This window comes from Clostridium sp. CS001 (genome assembly GCF_020443565.1).
GTDB lineage: Bacteria > Bacillota > Clostridia > Clostridiales > Clostridiaceae > Clostridium_AD.
In genome coordinates this window covers 39,286-58,981 of the sequence record NZ_JAIZZN010000006.1, presented here as the reverse complement: position 1 = coordinate 58,981, position 19,696 = coordinate 39,286, and the positions used below count along the sequence as shown (strand labels likewise).

At 31.6% G+C, this 19,696-nt stretch carries 13 protein-coding genes; 11 read left to right on the top strand and 2 right to left on the bottom strand.

What is annotated here, in order from left to right; translation table 11 throughout:
• Window positions 1-15: 15 nt before the first annotated feature.
• Window positions 16-2,415 carry a YcdB/YcdC domain-containing protein gene (locus LGK97_RS05975; protein WP_226258837.1) on the bottom strand — a complete coding sequence of 800 codons (2,400 nt, stop codon included), beginning with the start codon at window positions 2,413-2,415 and terminating at the stop codon, window positions 16-18.
• A gap of 177 nt (window positions 2,416-2,592) precedes the next feature.
• Here LGK97_RS05975 and LGK97_RS05970 point away from each other — a divergent pair, with 177 nt between their 5' ends.
• Complete coding sequence (locus tag LGK97_RS05970) at window positions 2,593-4,287, top strand: M3 family oligoendopeptidase (RefSeq protein WP_226258836.1); 1,695 nt, start codon at window positions 2,593-2,595, stop codon at window positions 4,285-4,287.
• A 75-nt stretch (window positions 4,288-4,362) separates the two neighbouring features.
• Here the strand turns inward: LGK97_RS05970 and LGK97_RS05965 are convergent, their stop codons facing one another.
• A complete protein-coding gene (locus LGK97_RS05965; protein ID WP_226258835.1) occupies window positions 4,363-5,988 on the bottom strand; it encodes a methyltransferase domain-containing protein in 1,626 nt (541 codons plus the stop codon).
• Window positions 5,989-6,390: 402 nt separating this feature from the next.
• On the opposite strand from LGK97_RS05965, the gene LGK97_RS05960 reads away from it, so the two are divergent.
• The 10 genes from LGK97_RS05960 to LGK97_RS05915 all read left to right on the top strand — a co-directional run bounded on the left by LGK97_RS05960 (window position 6,391) and on the right by LGK97_RS05915 (window position 19,322).
• Complete coding sequence (locus LGK97_RS05960) at window positions 6,391-8,130, top strand: peptide ABC transporter substrate-binding protein (RefSeq protein ID WP_226258834.1); 1,740 nt, start codon at window positions 6,391-6,393, stop codon at window positions 8,128-8,130.
• A gap of 72 nt (window positions 8,131-8,202) precedes the next feature.
• Entirely contained in the window at window positions 8,203-9,159 is a 957-nt protein-coding gene (locus tag LGK97_RS05955) for an ABC transporter permease (RefSeq protein WP_226258833.1), read from the top strand.
• Between the two features lie 15 nt (window positions 9,160-9,174).
• A complete protein-coding gene (locus LGK97_RS05950) occupies window positions 9,175-10,092 on the top strand; it encodes an ABC transporter permease (RefSeq protein WP_226258832.1) in 918 nt (305 codons plus the stop codon).
• Window positions 10,093-10,105: 13 nt separating this feature from the next.
• On the top strand, window positions 10,106-11,128 hold the full coding sequence (locus LGK97_RS05945) for an ABC transporter ATP-binding protein (protein ID WP_226258831.1): 1,023 nt from the start codon (window positions 10,106-10,108) through the stop codon (window positions 11,126-11,128).
• Window positions 11,128-12,096 (top strand): ABC transporter ATP-binding protein, encoded by a 969-nt coding sequence (locus LGK97_RS05940; RefSeq protein WP_226258830.1) that lies wholly within the window; start codon window positions 11,128-11,130, stop codon window positions 12,094-12,096. The genes LGK97_RS05945 and LGK97_RS05940 overlap by 1 nt, the downstream gene beginning before the upstream one ends.
• An 82-nt stretch (window positions 12,097-12,178) precedes the next feature.
• Window positions 12,179-12,541 carry a hypothetical protein gene (locus LGK97_RS05935; protein ID WP_226258829.1) on the top strand — a complete coding sequence of 121 codons (363 nt, stop codon included), beginning with the start codon at window positions 12,179-12,181 and terminating at the stop codon, window positions 12,539-12,541.
• Window positions 12,542-12,808: 267 nt separating this feature from the next.
• On the top strand, window positions 12,809-13,369 hold the full coding sequence (locus tag LGK97_RS05930; protein ID WP_226258828.1) for a nitroreductase family protein: 561 nt from the start codon (window positions 12,809-12,811) through the stop codon (window positions 13,367-13,369).
• Between the two features lie 367 nt (window positions 13,370-13,736).
• The gene (locus LGK97_RS05925) at window positions 13,737-14,387 is read left to right on the top strand and encodes an Ig-like domain-containing protein (RefSeq protein ID WP_226258827.1); all 651 of its coding nucleotides are present in this window, start codon (window positions 13,737-13,739) and stop codon (window positions 14,385-14,387) included.
• 29 nt (window positions 14,388-14,416) lie between these two features.
• Window positions 14,417-16,915 carry a hypothetical protein gene (locus LGK97_RS05920; RefSeq protein WP_226258826.1) on the top strand — a complete coding sequence of 833 codons (2,499 nt, stop codon included), beginning with the start codon at window positions 14,417-14,419 and terminating at the stop codon, window positions 16,913-16,915.
• A gap of 187 nt (window positions 16,916-17,102) precedes the next feature.
• A complete protein-coding gene (locus LGK97_RS05915; RefSeq protein ID WP_226258825.1) occupies window positions 17,103-19,322 on the top strand; it encodes an SPFH domain-containing protein in 2,220 nt (739 codons plus the stop codon).
• Window positions 19,323-19,696 lie beyond the last annotated feature (374 nt).

Here is a 19,696-nt window from a genome sequence, read left to right as displayed (position 1 = left end):
TTAGTTACGCTTGTACTAATAATATATAGGATAATTATTAAATCTAATTTTATTAAGTGATTTGTATATGCCTAGTGATAATTCTTCCATAGTTGAAATATTTTTAGGATTAAAATAACCGTTGTCTAGTTGTACTAAGCCAAAACCTTCAGCGAGGGCTACATAACCTAGATACCCTTTAGACAATTTATCTGCATCTCTAAAATTAGCTTTAAATATATCACCACATTCTACTACTTTATGGTAGTTTATGAATCTTACAAGGATTTTTGCCATTTCTTCTCTTGTAACCTTTGTCTCTCCTTTAAATTCCACTTCTTCATTATCTATTATTCCATAAGAAACTGCCATTTGAAGATATTTATAGTCCTCCGTGCCTTTAGTGACTCCTTGTATTTTTAATTCTTCAACTGGTGCTGAGCCATTAGCTTTAACATTTGAAGATTCGGGTAATGCTGAGTCATACATTGTTACATAAGGTCTAAAACCTTTTGCATCTACAAGAGATTTAATTAGGTCTATTTGGGTTACTTCTTTATCTAGCTTGAAATCTTTTGTGTTTAATAATCCTTTATAGGTTAATATGCTTAATTCTTTTTCATATTTGCTACTTTTTATGTCATTCATGAAGGTTTGAATATTTTCATTAACTTCTTCACCATCATAGCTTACAAACTTACCATTAAAGGCATCTACATCTAATACTTGCTTAGTTCCATAATCAATGGCATAGATAAGTTTTGGCTCGAATTTTAGTTTGTTAGGATCTTTACTTATATTTACTAAGTTATAGGTTAGTTTTGTGTTGTATTTTTGTAAAAAGTTATTTAAAGCATCCTTTTCTGAAATTTTCTTTTCTAAAGAGGGGAATTTTAATCCATCCTCCCATTTATAATTTATATTAGTTACCTCTCCTGTTTTTAAATCTACAGTTACATTTATATTATTTTCATAGTACTCTATGCCATTTTCAGTTCTTGGGAAACTAAAATAACTCTGTCTTTCTTTATACTGATTTTCATTAGGTTCATTTGACTTATTAAGATGAGTTTGCTCAGTTTTAATGTTTTTAACACGAGAAGGAAAATATTTAGCTACAGTATTAATTGCTTTATCATATGCTTCGTCCCAAGTTAATTTTTCTTTGAAATCTTTTTCTTGTTCATATAAATTATTTTTATAACAGGATATTACACTCTCTGTTAAGGCATCGATTCTTATTGAGCCACCTTCTTCAAATTTTTTATTTTCATCTTTATAAAATTGTACTGACCATGTTTTTTCACTTATATCATTTAAGTTAGAGCTTTCATCGTAGGTAAGTGGATCTAATTTATAATCCTCACCATAAAGGGTTTTAATGATTTCCTTCATTATAGCTTTGGCTCTTTCTTCACTTATTGGTTCTTTAGCCTTATTGATTTCTTTGTACTTTTTATAGAAATCAGTTTTTTCCTTTTCATTTAAATCTTTAACAATTGAATTAGAGGCATTGTTTGAATTATCATCCATGAAATTACCACTAGTAGCATCAATAGCATTTCCTTTTTTAAAGGATGGTGAATATACTACTTTAATTTCTTTTTTCTCGTGGGTGTCATCATATCTATCATAATAATTTACATATTTTAAGTCCATGTTTATATTGTTTTTTATAATAGCCTGTGCTTGTTCTTTGCTAATAATGTTCTTTCCATCTTGGAATGTGTACTTATCGTCCCAATTAATATAATAATAAGTTATTTTGCCACTAACTCCATCTACATTAACTTCAATAGTATTACCAGTAAATTCAATGCCATTAACTTTTCTGATATAAGAGAAAGAATAAGAACCTGAGCCGTTTCTGTAATATCCAGAAAAATCATTATCTACTCTAGATACTTCTTTAAATTTGTCATTATCGATAGTTTTAACAAAAGCATCTGCAATTTCTCTGGCTTCTTTTAAAGAAACAGTTGGAATGGAACTAGTGTTATCACCATTATATTCTGAATTATTAATAGACTGTACTTTTCCAGTGTTTGCAATTATAGAAACACTATAATTAATATTTTTTGAAGCATTATTTTTGCTCCATGATACATTCCAAACGTAATCTTCAAGCTCACCATTATTATAATTATCAAGGCTTAATCTAACTGAAAACTTTGAATCATCAATAGTAGTATTAAAATATTTTTTAAAGGTATCTCTTCCTATTTCTAATGCTTTTTCTTTAGAGATTTTAAGCTTTTTTTCAACTTCGGGTAATACATTAGTAACATAAGTTAAGTTTTGGTTTTGTGGATTAACTACAGTTTTATATATAGTTTTTGGAGATTCAGGTTGAATTTGCACTGCTAAAACTGATTGGAAGGATGTAAATAGAAATGTGGAACATAATAGTAATGATAATATTTTCTTTTTATTCATAATTTAATAACCCCTTTCAAATTGGAATAGCTCCCGTTATAATTTAGACGAGTCATCTTTTATAAATGTTACAATAACATTAATATTTTTTATTTTTAAAGGAAATAGTATATTATTAGGGAATATAATATAAATACTTAGAAAGTATAGCATTTTAAGTTAGGGAAGGTGAATATTATGAAGTTTACACAAATGCAGTATAAAAGGCCAGATATGAAAAAGCTTGAAGAAAACTTTATTCAGTTATTAACTAAATTTAATGATTGTGTTAGTTTTGATGAGGCAAATTCAATTATGGTAGAAATCAATGGATTAAGAGGAGATATAGAGTCAATGTCGGAGCTGGTTTCCATACGTCACACTGTTGATACAACGGATTCTTTTTATGAGAAAGAACAAGACTTCATTGATGAAAATATGCCGATATATCAAGGTTTAGTTGCAAAGTATTATGATGCTCTTATTAATTCAAAATTTAGACCGCAGCTAGAAGAAAAATGGGGAAAGCAACTTTTTAATATGGCAACTTTAAATATTAAAACTTTTTCTCCAGAAATAATTGAAGATTTGCAAATGGAAAATAAGCTATCTAGTGAATATACTAAGTTGCTTGCTTCTGCAAAGATTATGTTTGAAGGCGAAGAAAGAACTTTATCACAATTAACTCCATTTAGATTATCTACTGATAGAGATATGAGAAGAAAAGCCAACGAAGCTAAATATGCTTTTTTTGCAGACAATGAAACAAAATTAGATGAAATTTACGATGGTCTTGTTAAAGTAAGAACTAAAATAGCTAAAAAGTTAGGGTATGAAAACTTTGTTAAGCTTGGCTATGATCGTATGCTTCGTTCAGATTATAATGCTGAAATGGTTGCAAACTATAGAAAACAAGTTAAAGAAGTAATTGTTCCCATTGCTACTAAGCTTCGCGAAAGACAACGCAACCGTCTAGGTCTTGATCATTTATATCATTATGATGAAGGTATAAGCTTTAAAGGTGGAAATGCAAAACCACATGGAAATCCCCAATGGATAGTTGATAATGCTAAGAAAATGTATGAAGAATTGTCAAAGGAAACTGGAGAGTTTTTTAATTTTATGATTGATAATCAGCTTATGGACTTAGAGAGTAAGAAAGGTAAAGCTGGTGGTGGTTATTGTACATTTATAGGAAATTATAAATCACCTTTTATATTTTCAAACTTTAATGGCACTTCAGGGGATGTAGATGTGTTAACTCATGAAGCAGGGCATGCTTTTCAAGCTTATTGCAGTAGAAATTATGCAGTACCTGAGTATAACTTTCCTACTTATGAAGCAGCTGAAATTCACTCTATGAGTATGGAATTCTTAACTTGGCCATGGATGAATTTATTTTTTGAACAAGAAGAGTTAAAATATAAATTTAATCACTTAAGTGAATCACTTTTATTCTTGCCTTATGGAGTAACTGTAGATGAGTTTCAACACTTTGTTTATAATAATCCAGAAGCGTCTCCAGCGGAAAGGAAAACAGCTTGGAGAGAAATTGAGAAAAAGTATTTACCACATAGAGATTATGATGGAAATGATTACTTAGAAAGAGGTGGATATTGGTACCAACAAGGGCATATCTTTGGTTCACCTTTTTACTATATAGATTACACTTTAGCGCAGGTTTGTGCATTCCAATTCTTTAAAAAAGCTAATGAAAATAGAGAAAATGCATGGGAAGATTACATTAATCTTTGCAATGCTGGTGGAAGTGAATCGTTTTTAGGACTTGTAGAACTTGCTAACTTAAATTCACCATTTGAGGATGGTTGTATAGATTCAGTTATTGGTGATATTGAAAATTGGCTAAATGGTGTTGATGATACAAAACTATAAAAACTTTATTTAAGTAAAATTAAGAAAATGAATGGGTAACCTAATAACTAGGTTACCCATTTGTTTTTTTATGTATTATTTTACTCTCATAACAAACACATGAGGAGTAAGTCTACCACTTTCAATTTTTATCTCTTGAACTAGTTCAAGGTCCTCATTGCCTGATAAAACTTCCCTTAACAATTGCTTTTCTATGGTATAAATAAATACCATTCCACCTGTTTTTACAAGACTAGGAATCTTATTTATAAATTCATAATAAAGATCAGCGTACTTATTGTGAGTTGCTGATTTATTGTCGAAAGGCATATTTGTTATTAGCTCATCAAAAGGCTCTGAGGCATTATATTCTAATATATCTTCATCTATTAATTCTAAATTTATATTAGCTAGCTTAGAATTTATGCTTGCAGCTGATATAGCTGTCCTAAATATATCAACTCCTGTTAAAGTCTCATACTTATCCAATTTGGCTCTTTCAATAAGCATAGTTCCTGTGCCACAAAAAGAATCTATAACTTTGGCTTTAGGGTTTATATATTTTTCTATGGATTTAATTACAATAGCCGCAGTTACAGGATTTATTGAAGTAGCTATTTCATTTTTTCTATAATCAAATCTGTTATCCTTAAAAGAATACAGTTTTAGAAATACGCTGCAAAGATTATTTCTTTCAACTATTCTAACTTCAACTTCATAAGAAGAAGGACTATTCTTTAGATTTCCACAAGAAAGTTCATCCAGTTCCATGGATAAGTTTTTTACGAAATCTGACCTATCCCTATTAAAATCAGAGGTTTTAAATTCTACTCTGTACCTAAAAGGAGTATTTGAATCATTATTATGACACTGATTTAAAAAATCTACAATATTTGCATCTATAATGGCAGAGGCTATTATCTTGTAATCAAATTCTAAGTCTTTACACTCATCTAAAGGATAAAAAAGCTCATAAAAAGTTCTGCAGGAATAAACCTTATCTAAATCATTCTCGTGAATAAGAATACCATCTTCTACAAGTCTGCCTTCAATTAATTTTTCCTCGAGTTCTTTTAATGTAACCTGATATTGATAATTCATTACTGTGAGTAGCATAGGTACAGAATGTTCAAAGCCTGTAAATTCATGGCCATCAGGAGGAGATAATTTATCTATTGCTCTTGTAAGTGCAAGTTTTTCCTCGTTAATATGCTTATTATTTGTCATTAGCAAGCTATCTTCTATAGATTCATTTTCCTTTGCAAGTAAGTCCTTTAGCAGTTCCCGCAGTCTTACTGCATCAGAAGCACTACCACAGTTTCCTATTGCAAGTACATAGGAATACCTTACAAATAGTTGATCCTCAGAGCTGTATGCTCTATATAAAGATTCTAAATATGCGGCATCTCCAAGTTCACCAATAATACCACATACGTTCTTTCTTACTTTTGGATCTGAATGTTCAAGAAGTGCAGCTAATTTTTCCTTAGAATTTCCAATAGTTCGTCTAAGCATACCCCTTGGTTTTTCCTTTTTTAAAATATCTCTTATAACAGAAAGGATTAATCTTGGATTTTCCTCTGTTATTGCTTTTGACCATAATGCTGGAATTGAATTGTTATAATCTAGAGAAAGTTTATTTGTTATAGCAGTTCTTTGCTTGTCATTTGAAGTTTTTAGACTTTCTATGAGAGCTGATACTGCACTATTTATTTCTATCATTTGTTTTCCCTCCTGTAGTTCTCTGGGGTACAAAACAATTACTAATTGTTTTGCCTCTTATGTTTAATTGTATTTATATCATTATACCTTATATTATAAAGTAATGGGAAACGTTAGTGCTATATTCAATTAAATTATCTATATTTCTGAATATTTTAATTGTTGTTAAAACTTTTTTATGGAAAACTATTGATAATTAACAAATAAACCTATAATATAGAATGTATTATAATATATTATAATATATTCACTGTAATAAGGATACATAAATGTAACTAAAGAATAATTAATTTGAATATTATGTGTCATATAAGTAATTATATCCCATATAAGCAGGATATATTCTTTTACACTTAGTGTAAAGTTTATATAAAGTTATCAATATTTTAGGGGGGTTATGAAATGAAAACAAAAAAGATGCTCAGCTTGTTGCTAGTATCAACAATTATGTTAACTGTTGCAGGGGGATTTACGGGGTGCAAAAAAAATGAACCAGCAACAGCGCCAACAACTACTGACACAACAAAACCAAGTACTGAGGCTAAGAAGGACGATGATCAATACTTAAAGTTAGTATTCATTGAACCTACTACGCTAGATCCAAATGAATCACAAGACACAAGCTCAGGAACGATAGTAAATGAACTTCAAGAAGGATTAGCAAGAACAAAAACCGTGGACGGAAAAGACATTATAGTGCCAGCAGGAGCTGAAAAGTGGGAAACTTCTTCAGATGGATTAACTTGGACTTTTCATTTAAGAGATTATAAATGGAGTGATGGTGTGCAAGTAACTGCTCAGCATTACGTAGATTCATTCAGAAGATTATTAGACAAGGATAATGCTTTTCCATATGCATACTTTGCATATGAAATAAAAGGTGCTGAAGAGTTCAATGCCGGTACTGGAAAAGCAGAAGATGTTGCAGTAGTTGCAAAAGATGATAAAACATTAGTTATAACACTCGCAAGGCCTACACCATATTTTGAAAAAAAATTAGCATTTACTGCATTTCAACCTGTAAGACTTGATATTATAAAAGCAGGTGGAGAGAATTGGAAAACAGATGCTACAAAACAAGTTTATTGTGGACCTTATAAAATAAAGGAATGGGTAAGAGATAATAGCATAAGTTTTGAAAAGAATCCTACTTATTGGGATGCTGAAAACGTATTCATTAAACTAGTAGAGATGAGAGATATACCAGAATTCTCAACTCAAGCTCAATTATTTGAAACACAGCAACTAGATGTTACTGGATCTAAACAAGAGTATATTGAAAAATGGAAGGCAGATGCAAAGGCAGGTAAATTCCAATTTTCTTCAGGAGACGCGCCAGGTGCTTATTATCTAGGTTTCAATTGGGAAGGTGGACCAAGTGGATTAATGTCAAATAAAAAGATAAGACTTGCAATGTCCATGGCATTTGATAGAGAAGACTATCTAAATACACTTTTGAATAGGTACACACCAGCTTATGGATGGATTCCAAAATCAATAACAGCAGGAAACGATGTATTCAGAACAGTATCTAAAGAACCATTAAAAGAACTAGCAACTGAGTATGTAAACAATCCTGAAAAGATTCAAGCATTATTTAAAGAAGGACTTAAGGAACTTGGAAAAGATACAACTGATTTAAGCAAAATAAAGATTAAATATATTACTTACGGAGCGACTGCAGCTGCTAAACAAGCTAATGAATGGTGGCAACAACAATTTAAAAAGAATATAGGAATAGATTTAACCGTAGAAGAACTTGGAAACTATACACTTTATTCTGCAGCTAAAAAAGATATGAAGAAGTGGGATGTTTTTGTAAGTGGATGGATAGGAGATTTCGACGACCCAATAAACTTTCTAGATTTATTTGCAAGTAAAGATGACAATAACTCAATGAAGTATGGCAATCCAGAGTATACTAAAATCATAAAAGAGCTTGCAACTCAGATAGACCCTGCAACTAGACTTAAACAGTATCAAAGACTTGAAGAGCTTCTAGTAAAAGAAGACGTTGCTTTAGCTCCGATTTATTATACAGATACAAGAAGATTCGTACAAAATTATGTTAAAGATTTCATGTATCCTCAGTTTGGTATGACTTATGAGTGGAGATGGGCATACACTTCTGGTAGAAAGTAATAATCATAATAACAACAACCTGCAGGTGCTCTCTATGAGCTCTGCAGGTTATTAAAAAAAGGAGAGGATTTCATGATTCGTTACACTATTAGAAGGTTTGCAGAAATGCTACTGACACTTTTTATAATAGCCACGGCCACGTTTTTTTTATTGCAAGCAGTACCAGGTGACCCACTAGTTTCAAAAGTAGAAAAATTACCACCAAATATAAAAGCTGCCATGTATAAAAAATATGGATATGATAGACCTGTTGGTGAAAGATATATTAAAAGCATGACGGGAATGTTAAGGGGGGATTTTGGTGAATCTATAGTTTATCCTGGACAAACTATGGGAAGTATAATAAAAACCAAATTACCAGCATCAGCAAGACTAGGAATACAACAAATGGTAGTGGGAATGATTTTTGGTATTCTACTTGGAATTGTTGCAGCTATGAAAAGAGGTACATGGGCCGACTATACTGTAATAACAACTGCTGTTGTTCTTATTTCTGTACCCTCATTTGTATTTGCACTGTTACTTCAAAAGTGGTTTGGGGGGAATCTTGGGTGGTTTCCGGTAATAGGCTGGCCTACAGGTAAAGATTTGTGGTTTGGTGGATGGGAATATACTGTTCTACCTACCTTAGCAGGATGTTTCGGATATATTGCATCTTATTCAAGGCTATTAAAAACTTCTATGCTAGATGTTATTAATCAAGACTATGTACTAACTGCAAAGTCAAAGGGCTTATCAAGTAAGAGATTAATACTTAAGCATATATTAAGGAATTCAATGATACCAATAGTAACATACCTACCTATGACTATCATAATGTGTATAACAGGTTCGTTTTTTATTGAAAGAGTATTTTCAATACCAGGACTTGGGCTTTATTATGTAGGCGCAGTTTCAGGTCTAGATCTTCCAATAATTATGGGACAAACTATATTAACTACTGCTATGTATATATTGTCTATATTTATATCTGACGTAATGTATACAGTGGTTGATCCAAGAATAAGACTCACAGGTGGAAAAAGATAGAGGGGGGAGTTATCAATGATGGGGATAAATAAAGAAGAGTTTGAATTAATTAGTAGCGATGAGCAAAATGCTGATATGATAACAAGACCTAATATAACATATTGGAAGGATGCCTGGAGAAGACTTAAAAAGAATCCTATAGCGATGATATCTTTAGTGGTATTAATATTGCTAATAATATTAGTTGCTGTAGGTCCATATATAAGTGGAAAAGATTTTATGACAGTTAATGGTAAGAATAAAAATATATTACCTAATGGTGAATATTGGTTTGGAACTGATGGCTTGGGAAGAGACTTGTTTTCAAGAGTTTGGTATGGTGGGAGGGTATCCATTGCAATAGGGCTTATTGCAACAGCGGTACAAGTTGTTATTGGCTGTATATACGGTGGTATAATGGCTTACTTTGGTGGATGGGTAGATGAGATTATGATGAGAATCATAGAGGTACTAACTAGTATTCCAGGTCTACTTTTAACAATATTAATAATAGTAGTTTTGGGCAACAGTATTCCAACTTTAATTATTGCACTTACCATTACATCATGGTGTGGTACTTCAAGAATGATAAGAGGGCAACTTATGCAACTTAGGGAGCATGAATATATACTTGCAGCTGAGGCCTTGGGTGCTTCTCCAACAAGAGTTATAATAAAACATTTAATTCCCAATACAATAGGGGTGCTGATATTAACTATTGCAACTAGTATACCGGGATATATATTTGCAGAAGCAGGGCTGAGCTTTTTAGGACTAGGTCTTCAAGCTCCAAATACAAGTTGGGGTGTACTTATATCCTATGGTCAAACTGCAATGGCTTTCTTTCCATATCAATTATTTTTTCCAGCACTTGCAATTTGTTTAACAGTATTAGCATTTAACTTGTTTGGTGATGGTTTAAGAGATGCACTGGATCCAAAACTTCGTCAATAGTAGGAGGCAGAACATGGAAAAATTATTAGAGGTTAAAAACTTAAAAGTATCATATAATACCTATGCTGGCGAAGTACAGGCAGTAAGAGGTATGTCTTTTGATGTAGATAAGGGAGAATGTGTAGCAATAGTAGGTGAATCAGGATGTGGTAAAACCGTTACGTCTAAAGCAATAATGGGACTTATACAAAAACCACAAGGTGTTGTTAAAGAGGGTAGTGAGATTTTATATAAAGGTGAAGATTTATTAAAACTTACTGAAAGGCAGTGGCAGGATTTTAGGGGTGGACAATGTAGTATGATTTTTCAAGATGCTTTAACGGCATTAAATCCAACCATGAAAGTTGGAAATCAAATTGCAGAAAACTTAATAATTCATAGAGGAATGAACAAAAGAGAAGCTTTGGCAGAAGCTTTGAAAATGCTTGAACTTGTTGGAATTCCTGATGCTGACAAAAGGATTGGCCAATACCCGCATCAATTTTCAGGTGGTATGAGACAAAGGGTAATGATTGCCATTGCACTTGCCTGTAATCCAAGTATTATAATAGCTGACGAACCAACCACAGCATTAGATGTTACAATACAAGCACAAATTATTAACATAATTAAAAGCCTTCAAAAAAAGCTAGGGACATCAGTTGTACTAATTACTCACGACCTTGGAGTAGTTGCTGATCTTGCTAATAGGATATTTGTTATGTATGCTGGCAAGGTAGTTGAGGGAGGAAATTTTGAAGATATATTCTATAATCCTAAGCATCCTTATACCTGGGCGCTTCTTAAAGCGGTACCAAGATTAGACCTTGAAAATAAGGAAGATTTAGTATCCATTAAAGGTACACCACCGGATATGGTTTGTCCTCCAGTGGGCTGTGGATTTGGACAGAGATGTCCGTTTTGTATGAAGATATGTTTAACGAAGGAGCCTCCTACATATGATTTTGGAGGAGAACACAGAGCATCATGTTGGCTTCATCATGACATGGCACCAAAATTAGATGTACCTTTTGAAGTTGGCGGGGGTGTTTTATAATGCAATTAAATAAAAAAGAAGTAGTACTCGAGGTTAAGAATTTAAAGAAATATTTTGACGTAGGTAAAAATGCAGTTTTAAAAGCTGTTGATGATGTAAGCTTTATAATAAGAGAAGGTGAAACTATAGGTCTTGTTGGTGAGTCTGGGTGTGGAAAGACTACTTGTGGTAGAACTTGCATTGGAATGTATGAAAAAACTGAAGGTAGTGTTCTATATAAAGGCAAGGATGTACACAAAATACAAGGTTCCGAAAAGAAAGCATTTTACAAAGAAGTGCAAACAATTTTTCAAGATCCATATGCGTCCTTAGATCCAAGAATGACAGTTGGAGATATAATAGCAGAAGGAATTGATATTCATGGCTTAGCTGCAAACACCAGAGATAGAACAGATAGAATTCAGAACCTTCTACAACTAGTTGGGCTTAATAAAGAACATAGTAATAGATTTGTTCATGAATTTTCAGGTGGACAAAGACAAAGAATAGGAATAGCAAGAGCATTAGCTGTTGAACCTAAGTTTATAATGTGTGACGAACCCATATCAGCACTTGATGTTTCCATACAGGCACAGGTTGTAAATCTTCTTATTAAACTTCAAAGAGATATGGGACTTACTTACTTATTTATTGCCCATGATCTTTCAATGGTTAAACATATGTCTGATAGGGTAGCTGTTATGTATCTAGGAGTTGTTGCGGAGCTTACAGAAAGTGGAGAGCTTTATAAAAATCCCCTTCACCCATATACTAAAGCCCTTTTATCAGCAATTCCAATTCCGGACCCAAGACTTGAAAGAACAAGAGAGAAAATAATGCTTCAAGGTGAAGTTCCAAGTCCAATTAATCCTATGCCGGGATGTAGGTTTAGAAAAAGATGTAGTTTTGCTATGAATATATGTAGTGAGGAAATGCCACGACTTAAAGAAGTAGGCGCAAATCACTTTGTGGCGTGTCACTTATATTAAGTCATCACCTGCGGTGCTGTAATGTTGTTAAAAGATTTTATTATTATAGTATAAGTATACAAGAGAGGAAGAAGATAAGAATATGAAGATGAATAAGGACAAGATTTTTAATATTGCTAAGGATATAATTAAATCAATAATAGTGGGACTAGTAATTTCGCTTATATTAACGGTGATATCTGCATTAGTATTCACTTTAGTAAAACATGGTGGAACTAAAGCCACACTAGAGACTGTACGTAGCACATTATTTATTGTAGGAGCATTTGGATTAATTCTTTATTCAGGTTTCATATTAAAAAGAAACGCAAGAAGAGCACTTAGGAATGAGTGGAAGTGGAAAGAATGGTTTCAAGTTATGAGCTTTGTTAATGTGCTATTGATTGTAAATATAGTTATTCTAAGTTCAGGTATTGTAATTGACAATATAAGATATTACATGTAGGGATATCTAAAAGATGTTATTAAGTAGAGCGTGGCTTATGTAATTTTAAGTCACGCTCTACTTTTTTAAAAATAAAATAGCAAAGCCATTTTTATATAGTAATGATTGCAAACATTCTAAATAAATTAAGATATTTAGGATTAATAAATAAAACATGATGGTATCAATATGGTAACTATAAATTAAAAAAGTGCGTACTTGCATTAAGGTAATATAATAGTACAATTGAAATTGATCAATAGTAAAAACAAAATGGAGGGTTTTAATATGAATGAAACTTTAAAAAACATAAGAAATAGAAGAAGTACAAGGGCTTTTTTGCCAGAACAACTTAAGGAAATAGAGATACAAGCAATAATGGATGCAGGCATTTATGCGCCAAGTGCTAATAATCAACAACCATGGCACTTTACAGTAATGCAAAGCAAAGATATCATAGACAGATTAAATGTTGATTTTAAAGTAGTTGCAGGAAAGTCTGATAATGAATATATTAGAAGACTTGCTGATAATGAAAACTTTCACGTATTTTACAATGCACCGACAGTAGTATTAGTATCAGGGGATGAAAATAATAATTATGCCTCAGTGGATTGTGGCGCAGCAGTAGAAAATATGCTTATAGCAGCAGAATCATTAGAAATTGGCTCATGTTGGGTTGGTTTTATTGCATATCTATTAAATAGTGAAGAAGGCAAAGAACTTGTTAAAGAACTTGGAATACCAGAGGGCTTTAAACAAATACATTCAATAGCCCTTGGATATAAAAAGATTAATATAACTAATGCGCCAAAAAGAAAAGAAAACACAGTGAATTATATAAAATAATCACATAAAGTATGAATACACAATCCATCAGAATTAATTTATTCTGATGGATTGTGTATATTTGTGTTATTTTTTGAAAAATTCAGATTAGATTTAAATTGAAGAAATCACTATACTAATAGTACCCTTTTATTCTTTTTAGTACTTACATTATTTTGGTGATTAAGACAAAATAATGATCATATTCATGAAAACAGTAAAGAAATCCTATAAGTTGACGATATCTATAAGTAGAAGTATGGTATTATATATTAAGCTATCTTTAATTTGCTATTTTTGGATGTCTGGTGTAAATTGTCTAAACATTCATGTATTATATAAACAATTTATTTTTAAAAAGATACTTTCAATTTAAGGAGGATATTTAATGAAATGTAATAATTTTTTTAAGAAAACTGCATGCCTAGTATTAATTGTGTTTTTAGCCTTTAATATTGGTATAAATACTAATTTCATAGCGGCTACTACTTATACAAACATAAATGCAAAGGAGATCAGCAATGAATCTATTATAAAAGATGCGAAAAAGGTATGGCGCATTAAGTTTAATAAAAACATTGATGAAAGCAGTATGTTATCAAACATTTACGTAGTTGATAGCAGTAATAATAAGATTGGTACTAATTTAAAGTTGCTAAGTGACAAGAAAACTGTAGAGCTTTCAGCAATAAAAGAATACGAAGTAAATAAATCTTATAAGATTTATGTTAATGATATAAAGGGTGAAAATGGAGAAAGATTATCAAAACAAGTTATATATTCTTTTAAGCTAGAAGAATTAAATGGTAATGATATTTCTATTAAAACAAACATTAGCACATTACTCACATATATTCAAATTAACACTTCAAAAGAGGTTTTCAAAGTAACTGTAAATAATATTGAAATGAAATATGAGGGTAATAATAATTATGCATTAGGACTTTCCGATATAGGTGTAGGAAAAAAAGTAATTATTCAAATATTTGATAAGAATAACAAGTTATTAGATAAAAAAGAGCATATTATAAGTCAGTAGCATTATATGATTTAAGGAGGGCAAATAGAATGAAAATTAATTTACATAATATGAACAAGGGAAGCTTACATAAATTTATTAGTGCGGCAATTGTATTAATGCTAATATTAAATTGCTTAAGTGTTAATGCCGCTATAGATATTAATTCTAGAGAATATGATTTTAATAAATTAATAAAAGGACAAGAAAGCATTTCTTTAGATGGTCTTTTAAAAGATTATTCACCTATGAAATTAAATGTTTTTGTAAATCCTGAATATATAAATGGAGTCATAATTTATAATGCAGCAAATACTGGTAAAGGAAACATTACGAGTATAGATATAAGCAAAAATACAGCTGTATCCAAGTTTATAATTGTAATAAATTTGGAACAGTATGAAGCTAAACTTGTAAAAAAAGGTTCATCAGAAGTATATAACGTTGGAATAACGTCACTTCAAGATGGAGATGATATCCAGATAATTGCAAAAGGCAGTAGTGGAAATATACTACAAACAAAAATAATTAAATTTAATCAATCTAAAGCAACTAGTAATATACCAAATATAAAGGATTTATCTAAGAAAGGAGTACCTTACACACTACAAGAACTTATTAAAACTCCAAACTTATTATATGAAGTATTAAAAAGAGATGGAGTTAAGTTAAGGACTACAATTTATCTTGATAGTGTTGGTATTGATCATGAAAGCAATAGGCTTACTAATACTACAGTAGAAATGGAATATAGTGTAGATTCCTCAAATGGTATAAATGGAACTTGGAATGTATGCAGCGATAATGAAACAAGAAATATATCTTATGAAAAGTCGAAAAAGGTGTTTGCAAGAGAAATCTTAAATAAAAACAATTATATAGAGGTTGGAAATTCTAATGTAGTAGCACCTAAGTATACAATAGATTACATAAATGAATGTACAGTCGAAGCAATACCGAGTACAGTAGAATATGCTGAAGATAAAAATTTTACTAAGAATAAAAAAGATGGTCAAAATCAAAAAGTTAGATTTGATGGCAATTTAAGTATAGATGATGGAGTAAAGATTTTATATTTTAGAATTAAGGCTACAGATAAGGCACTTCCAGGGAATATATTTCAATTGTCAATACCGGCAAGACCTAATAAGCCCGTTTTTGATATAAACTATGTTACTGAATCAACAAAGCAAACTGTTTCAAGTTCTATTGAATATGCAGAAGATATAGCATTTACTACAAATGTAAAGCTAGGAGAGAATAAGAGTGTAAAATTAATACCAGGTAAAACGTTATACTTTAGAGTCAAAGCATCTGACAGTTCTAGGACCTTTTCAAGTAAAGAATTTAAGCTGCAGGGCAAAGAAAGAAATACAACAAAATTACCTTATCATTTTAATATTAACTATACAGATGAGAAAACTCTACAGATAGTTCCAAATAATGTTGAATATTCTGAGGATGATAAATTTATAAAAGATGTTAAAAAGGGAACAGGACAGGTTATTGATTTAAATCCAGGAGATACGGAAAAGTATTTGTATTTTAGATATGCATCAACTGAAGGTGAATTTGCAGGCGAAGATGTTTATAAGCTGAATATAAAATCCAGAACGGAGACAATAACTGGTGATCTAACTATAGATTTTAAAAATGAGAAAACTAAAAATAAATTACCAGCTGGAATACAATATGCAGAGGATATTAAATTCACATACAATGTTAAGGATTCTTTAGGTGAAGAGGTATCATTAAAACCAGGACAAACTTATTATTTTAGAAAGAGAGCTACTGAATCAGAATTTTCAAGTAGTTATAAGAAATTAGTAGTGCCACCAAGACCATCATCTACAAACTTCAGTATAGATTATGAAAATAATTCTACAGTAGAAAATGTGCCTATTACAGTAGAATGGTCAAATAATGACAACTTTTTATCAGCAAATATAGGCGGAAATGGAGGGGTAACATCGCCGCTTACAATCAGCGATGGCAGCATTTACTACTTTAGATTTAAAGCTTCCGAATCTAGTTTTGCAGGAGAAATTCAAGAATTAAGAAAAATGCCTAAGTATACAATAAACTTTGAAAAAGAGGCTACAAATGAAAAGATATCTAAAGATATCGAATGGTCGCTTAGCAGTAATTTTTCAGGTGCTACTACTGGAAATGATGAGACTATAAGATTAGAACCAGGAAAAACTTATTATTTTAGACCGAAAAAATCATCTCAATATTATGTTCAAAAATTAGAAGTGCCTAGTAGAGGTAAAATAGCTAAAATTATTTTACTTCCAGGAACAAATGAAGGTGCATTTAAGTTAATGGATTTACAAGTGGGTACTAATTATGAATATATAATGAGCACAAGTTCTTCTACACCAGGTGATTGGAGTAATGGAATTTCTCTAGGGTTCAGTGAAAGTACTTTAGATAATATATCACCAAATGGTGCTAAATATATGCACATGCGAGTAAAATCGAAGCCTGCTGAATTTGCATCGGAAATATTAATGTTAGAAATCAAAGTAAAAGAAAAAGTTAAATAACTTGAAGAGTTTATTAAGGTAGAGATGGTAATTATACATCTCTACTTTAATTTTTTTATCACACTTTCGGATGTAAAAACCGTTTAAAAAATATATAACTATGAGTTCTAGCAGAACATTATTTGTGATATAATTATCATGTTACAATATTTATAATTAGGAACAAAAACTGTAAAGGGGGAAGGGCATGGATTATACAATTTTAATTATAGTAGGTGTAGTTCTAGTATCATTATTTTTAATTGCTTATGGCATAGGGTTTACAAGCATTGGGACAGATGAAGTAGGCATTGTTGAAAAATGGTGGAGTTTGGGGGGATCTGTTCCTGCAGATGGGCTTATAGCACTTAAAGGAGAGGCAGGTTACCAACCAGAAGTGCTAAGGGCTGGTGTTCACTTCAAAACACCTTTCAAGTATAAGATTAAGAAGGTAAGGCTTGTAACCATACCACAAGGTCAAATAGCTTATGTATTTTCAAGGTCAGGAGAAAGCTTAGGAGATGGTCAAACTTTAGGTAAGGTAATACCAGAAAGTAAATCATTCCAGGATGTTGTAGCATTTTTAAGTAATGGTGGGCAAAAGGGTCCACAGAGGCAGATTCTCCGTGAGGGTACTTATGCATTTAATTTAGCACAATTTATTATAATCACAAAAGACAAGGTGCATTCAATATTTACTTCAAAGGATGAGACTGCTCAAATAGAAACAATGAGAAGTGATTTAATTAGAGTAGGAGGTTTTAGTCCTGTACTTATATCCAGCTCAAAAGCTCCTGAGCAACTAATGCAGCAGAATGATGGTAGTGAAATGTCAGTTATTTACAATAAAGCAGGTAACAATTTAGCTAGTCGTGATACTATAGGTATTGTCACTATTAATGAGGGACCAACACCAGACAATGGAGCAATTATAGCACCTATTGTTGGTGATGGTATAAATAATGAATTCTATCACAATAACTTCCAAGAGCCAGAGAAGTTCTTGGCAGCAGATGGTAGGAAAGGTAAACAGATGCAAGTACTTACAGATGGGGTTTACTTCATTAATAGAATGTTCGCAAGTGTTGATATAGTTCCTAAGAGTATAATCGAGATTGGTTATGTAGGAGTTGTTGTAAGTTATTTTGGAGATAAAGGTGAAGATGTTTCAGGTACAGGGTACTCTCATGGAGAGCTTGTTGAGCAAGGTAAAAAGGGTATTTGGAGAGATCCTATGATGCCAGGTAAATATGCGTTCAATACCTATGCTGGTAAAGTTGTGCCAGTTCCTACCACTAACGTTATATTAAAATGGATTAGTGGTCAAACTGGTGTACACAGATTAGATGATAATTTAAAAGAAATTAGTTTAATAACTAAGGATGCTTTTGAACCTAATCTACCTTTAACAGTAGTATTTAATATTGATTATAGAAAAGCATCATCAGTTATACAAAGGTTTGGAGACATTAAAATGCTTATTGAACAATCTCTTGACCCTATGGTGGCTGGGTACTTCAAGAATATTGGGCAAACCAAGACACTTATAGAATTAGTTCAAGATAGAAGTCAAATTCAACAACAAGCATCAGATGAAATGAAAGAGAAATTTAAATTATATGATTTAGAATTACAGGAAGTATTAATTGGAACACCTGCTGCTTCAGCTAGTGATACAAGGATTGAAAAGATTCTTGCACAATTAAGAGATAGACAAGTAGCTATGGAAGAGATTAAGACTAACGAAGCTAAGCAAAAGTCTGCTGAAAAGCAAAGGGAATTAAATGAGGCTCAAGCAAAGGCAACAGCCCAGTCTGCACTTACACAATCAAGTATTGACATTGAGGTTGCTGACAACAAAGGTAAATCAGAATTAAGATCGGCAGAGCAGTTAGCATTAAAAATGCAGAAACTTGCTGAAGCAGACAAATATAAGAGAACTCAAGAAGCAGATGCTGAAAGGTATACTAGAGAAGCGCAAGCAGCTGCAGGGGCTAAGACAATTGAATTAACAGCCACCGCTAATGCTAAGCAAGTAGAATTACAAGCAAGCTCAGAGGCATTCAAACTTGAAAAAGTTGGTAATGCAACAGCACTAAATATTAAAGCTGTTGCAGATGCTACCGCTGAGCAAGAAACAAAGGTAGGTATTGCAAAGGGAGCGGCAGCAAGAGCTTTAGTTGAGGCATATGGTGGTCCAGAACTTCAAGTGCAACAGAGTGTTATGATGGCATTTGCAGAGGCATTAAAGATAACCAAATCTCAACTGGTACCACAAACGGTAATAATGGGTGGAGCTGATGGAAAAACACCTAATGCAATGGAAGGTATATTGAGTATGGTACTTGCAAATATGGTAAGTGGTAAAAGTGAAACAGTGTCAAGATGTATAGAAGATATGAATGTTAAAGATGTAATGAAATCTTAAAACAACTAATATAAAAAACGCAGTGAAGAAATTTAATTACTTCGCTGCGCTTTTTTATTTATGAATATTAATACAATTTTAAAAAATATACCAACGACTAAATATGACTAAATTTATCAAAATATTATAGTTTTAATGATATATAAAGTTAATTGAGTGCCAGTAATTGTATGTTTTATAAAAATAGCTAATTTAATAATAAAAGTTGTTAAAAATATATCAACATTATATAGAGTGAGAAGTTTATATTTAATATTGCAAGTTATTATTCATAAAGTGTATAGGCGTAAACTTTATTATTCTAAAAAATAATAATTTTAACTATTGCAATATTCAAAAGACTATTATATGATGTAATTATGATAATAATTTAA

Bases quoted from the DNA above. Each gene is read 5' to 3' on its own strand.
- LGK97_RS05960 (WP_226258834.1), top strand. From the start codon at position 6,391: ATGAAAACAAAAAAGATGCTCAGCTTGTTGCTAGTATCAACAATTATG.
- LGK97_RS05925 (WP_226258827.1), top strand. From the start codon at position 13,737: ATGAAATGTAATAATTTTTTTAAGAAAACTGCATGCCTAGTATTAATT.
- LGK97_RS05940 (WP_226258830.1), top strand. From the start codon at position 11,128: ATGCAATTAAATAAAAAAGAAGTAGTACTCGAGGTTAAGAATTTAAAG.
- LGK97_RS05965 (WP_226258835.1), bottom strand. From the start codon at position 5,988: ATGATAGAAATAAATAGTGCAGTATCAGCTCTCATAGAAAGTCTAAAA.
- LGK97_RS05955 (WP_226258833.1), top strand. From the start codon at position 8,203: ATGATTCGTTACACTATTAGAAGGTTTGCAGAAATGCTACTGACACTT.
- LGK97_RS05915 (WP_226258825.1), top strand. From the start codon at position 17,103: ATGGATTATACAATTTTAATTATAGTAGGTGTAGTTCTAGTATCATTA.
- LGK97_RS05975 (WP_226258837.1), bottom strand. From the start codon at position 2,415: ATGAATAAAAAGAAAATATTATCATTACTATTATGTTCCACATTTCTA.
- LGK97_RS05950 (WP_226258832.1), top strand. From the start codon at position 9,175: ATGATGGGGATAAATAAAGAAGAGTTTGAATTAATTAGTAGCGATGAG.
- LGK97_RS05930 (WP_226258828.1), top strand. From the start codon at position 12,809: ATGAATGAAACTTTAAAAAACATAAGAAATAGAAGAAGTACAAGGGCT.
- LGK97_RS05935 (WP_226258829.1), top strand. From the start codon at position 12,179: ATGAAGATGAATAAGGACAAGATTTTTAATATTGCTAAGGATATAATT.
- LGK97_RS05920 (WP_226258826.1), top strand. From the start codon at position 14,417: ATGAAAATTAATTTACATAATATGAACAAGGGAAGCTTACATAAATTT.
- LGK97_RS05970 (WP_226258836.1), top strand. From the start codon at position 2,593: ATGAAGTTTACACAAATGCAGTATAAAAGGCCAGATATGAAAAAGCTT.
- LGK97_RS05945 (WP_226258831.1), top strand. From the start codon at position 10,106: ATGGAAAAATTATTAGAGGTTAAAAACTTAAAAGTATCATATAATACC.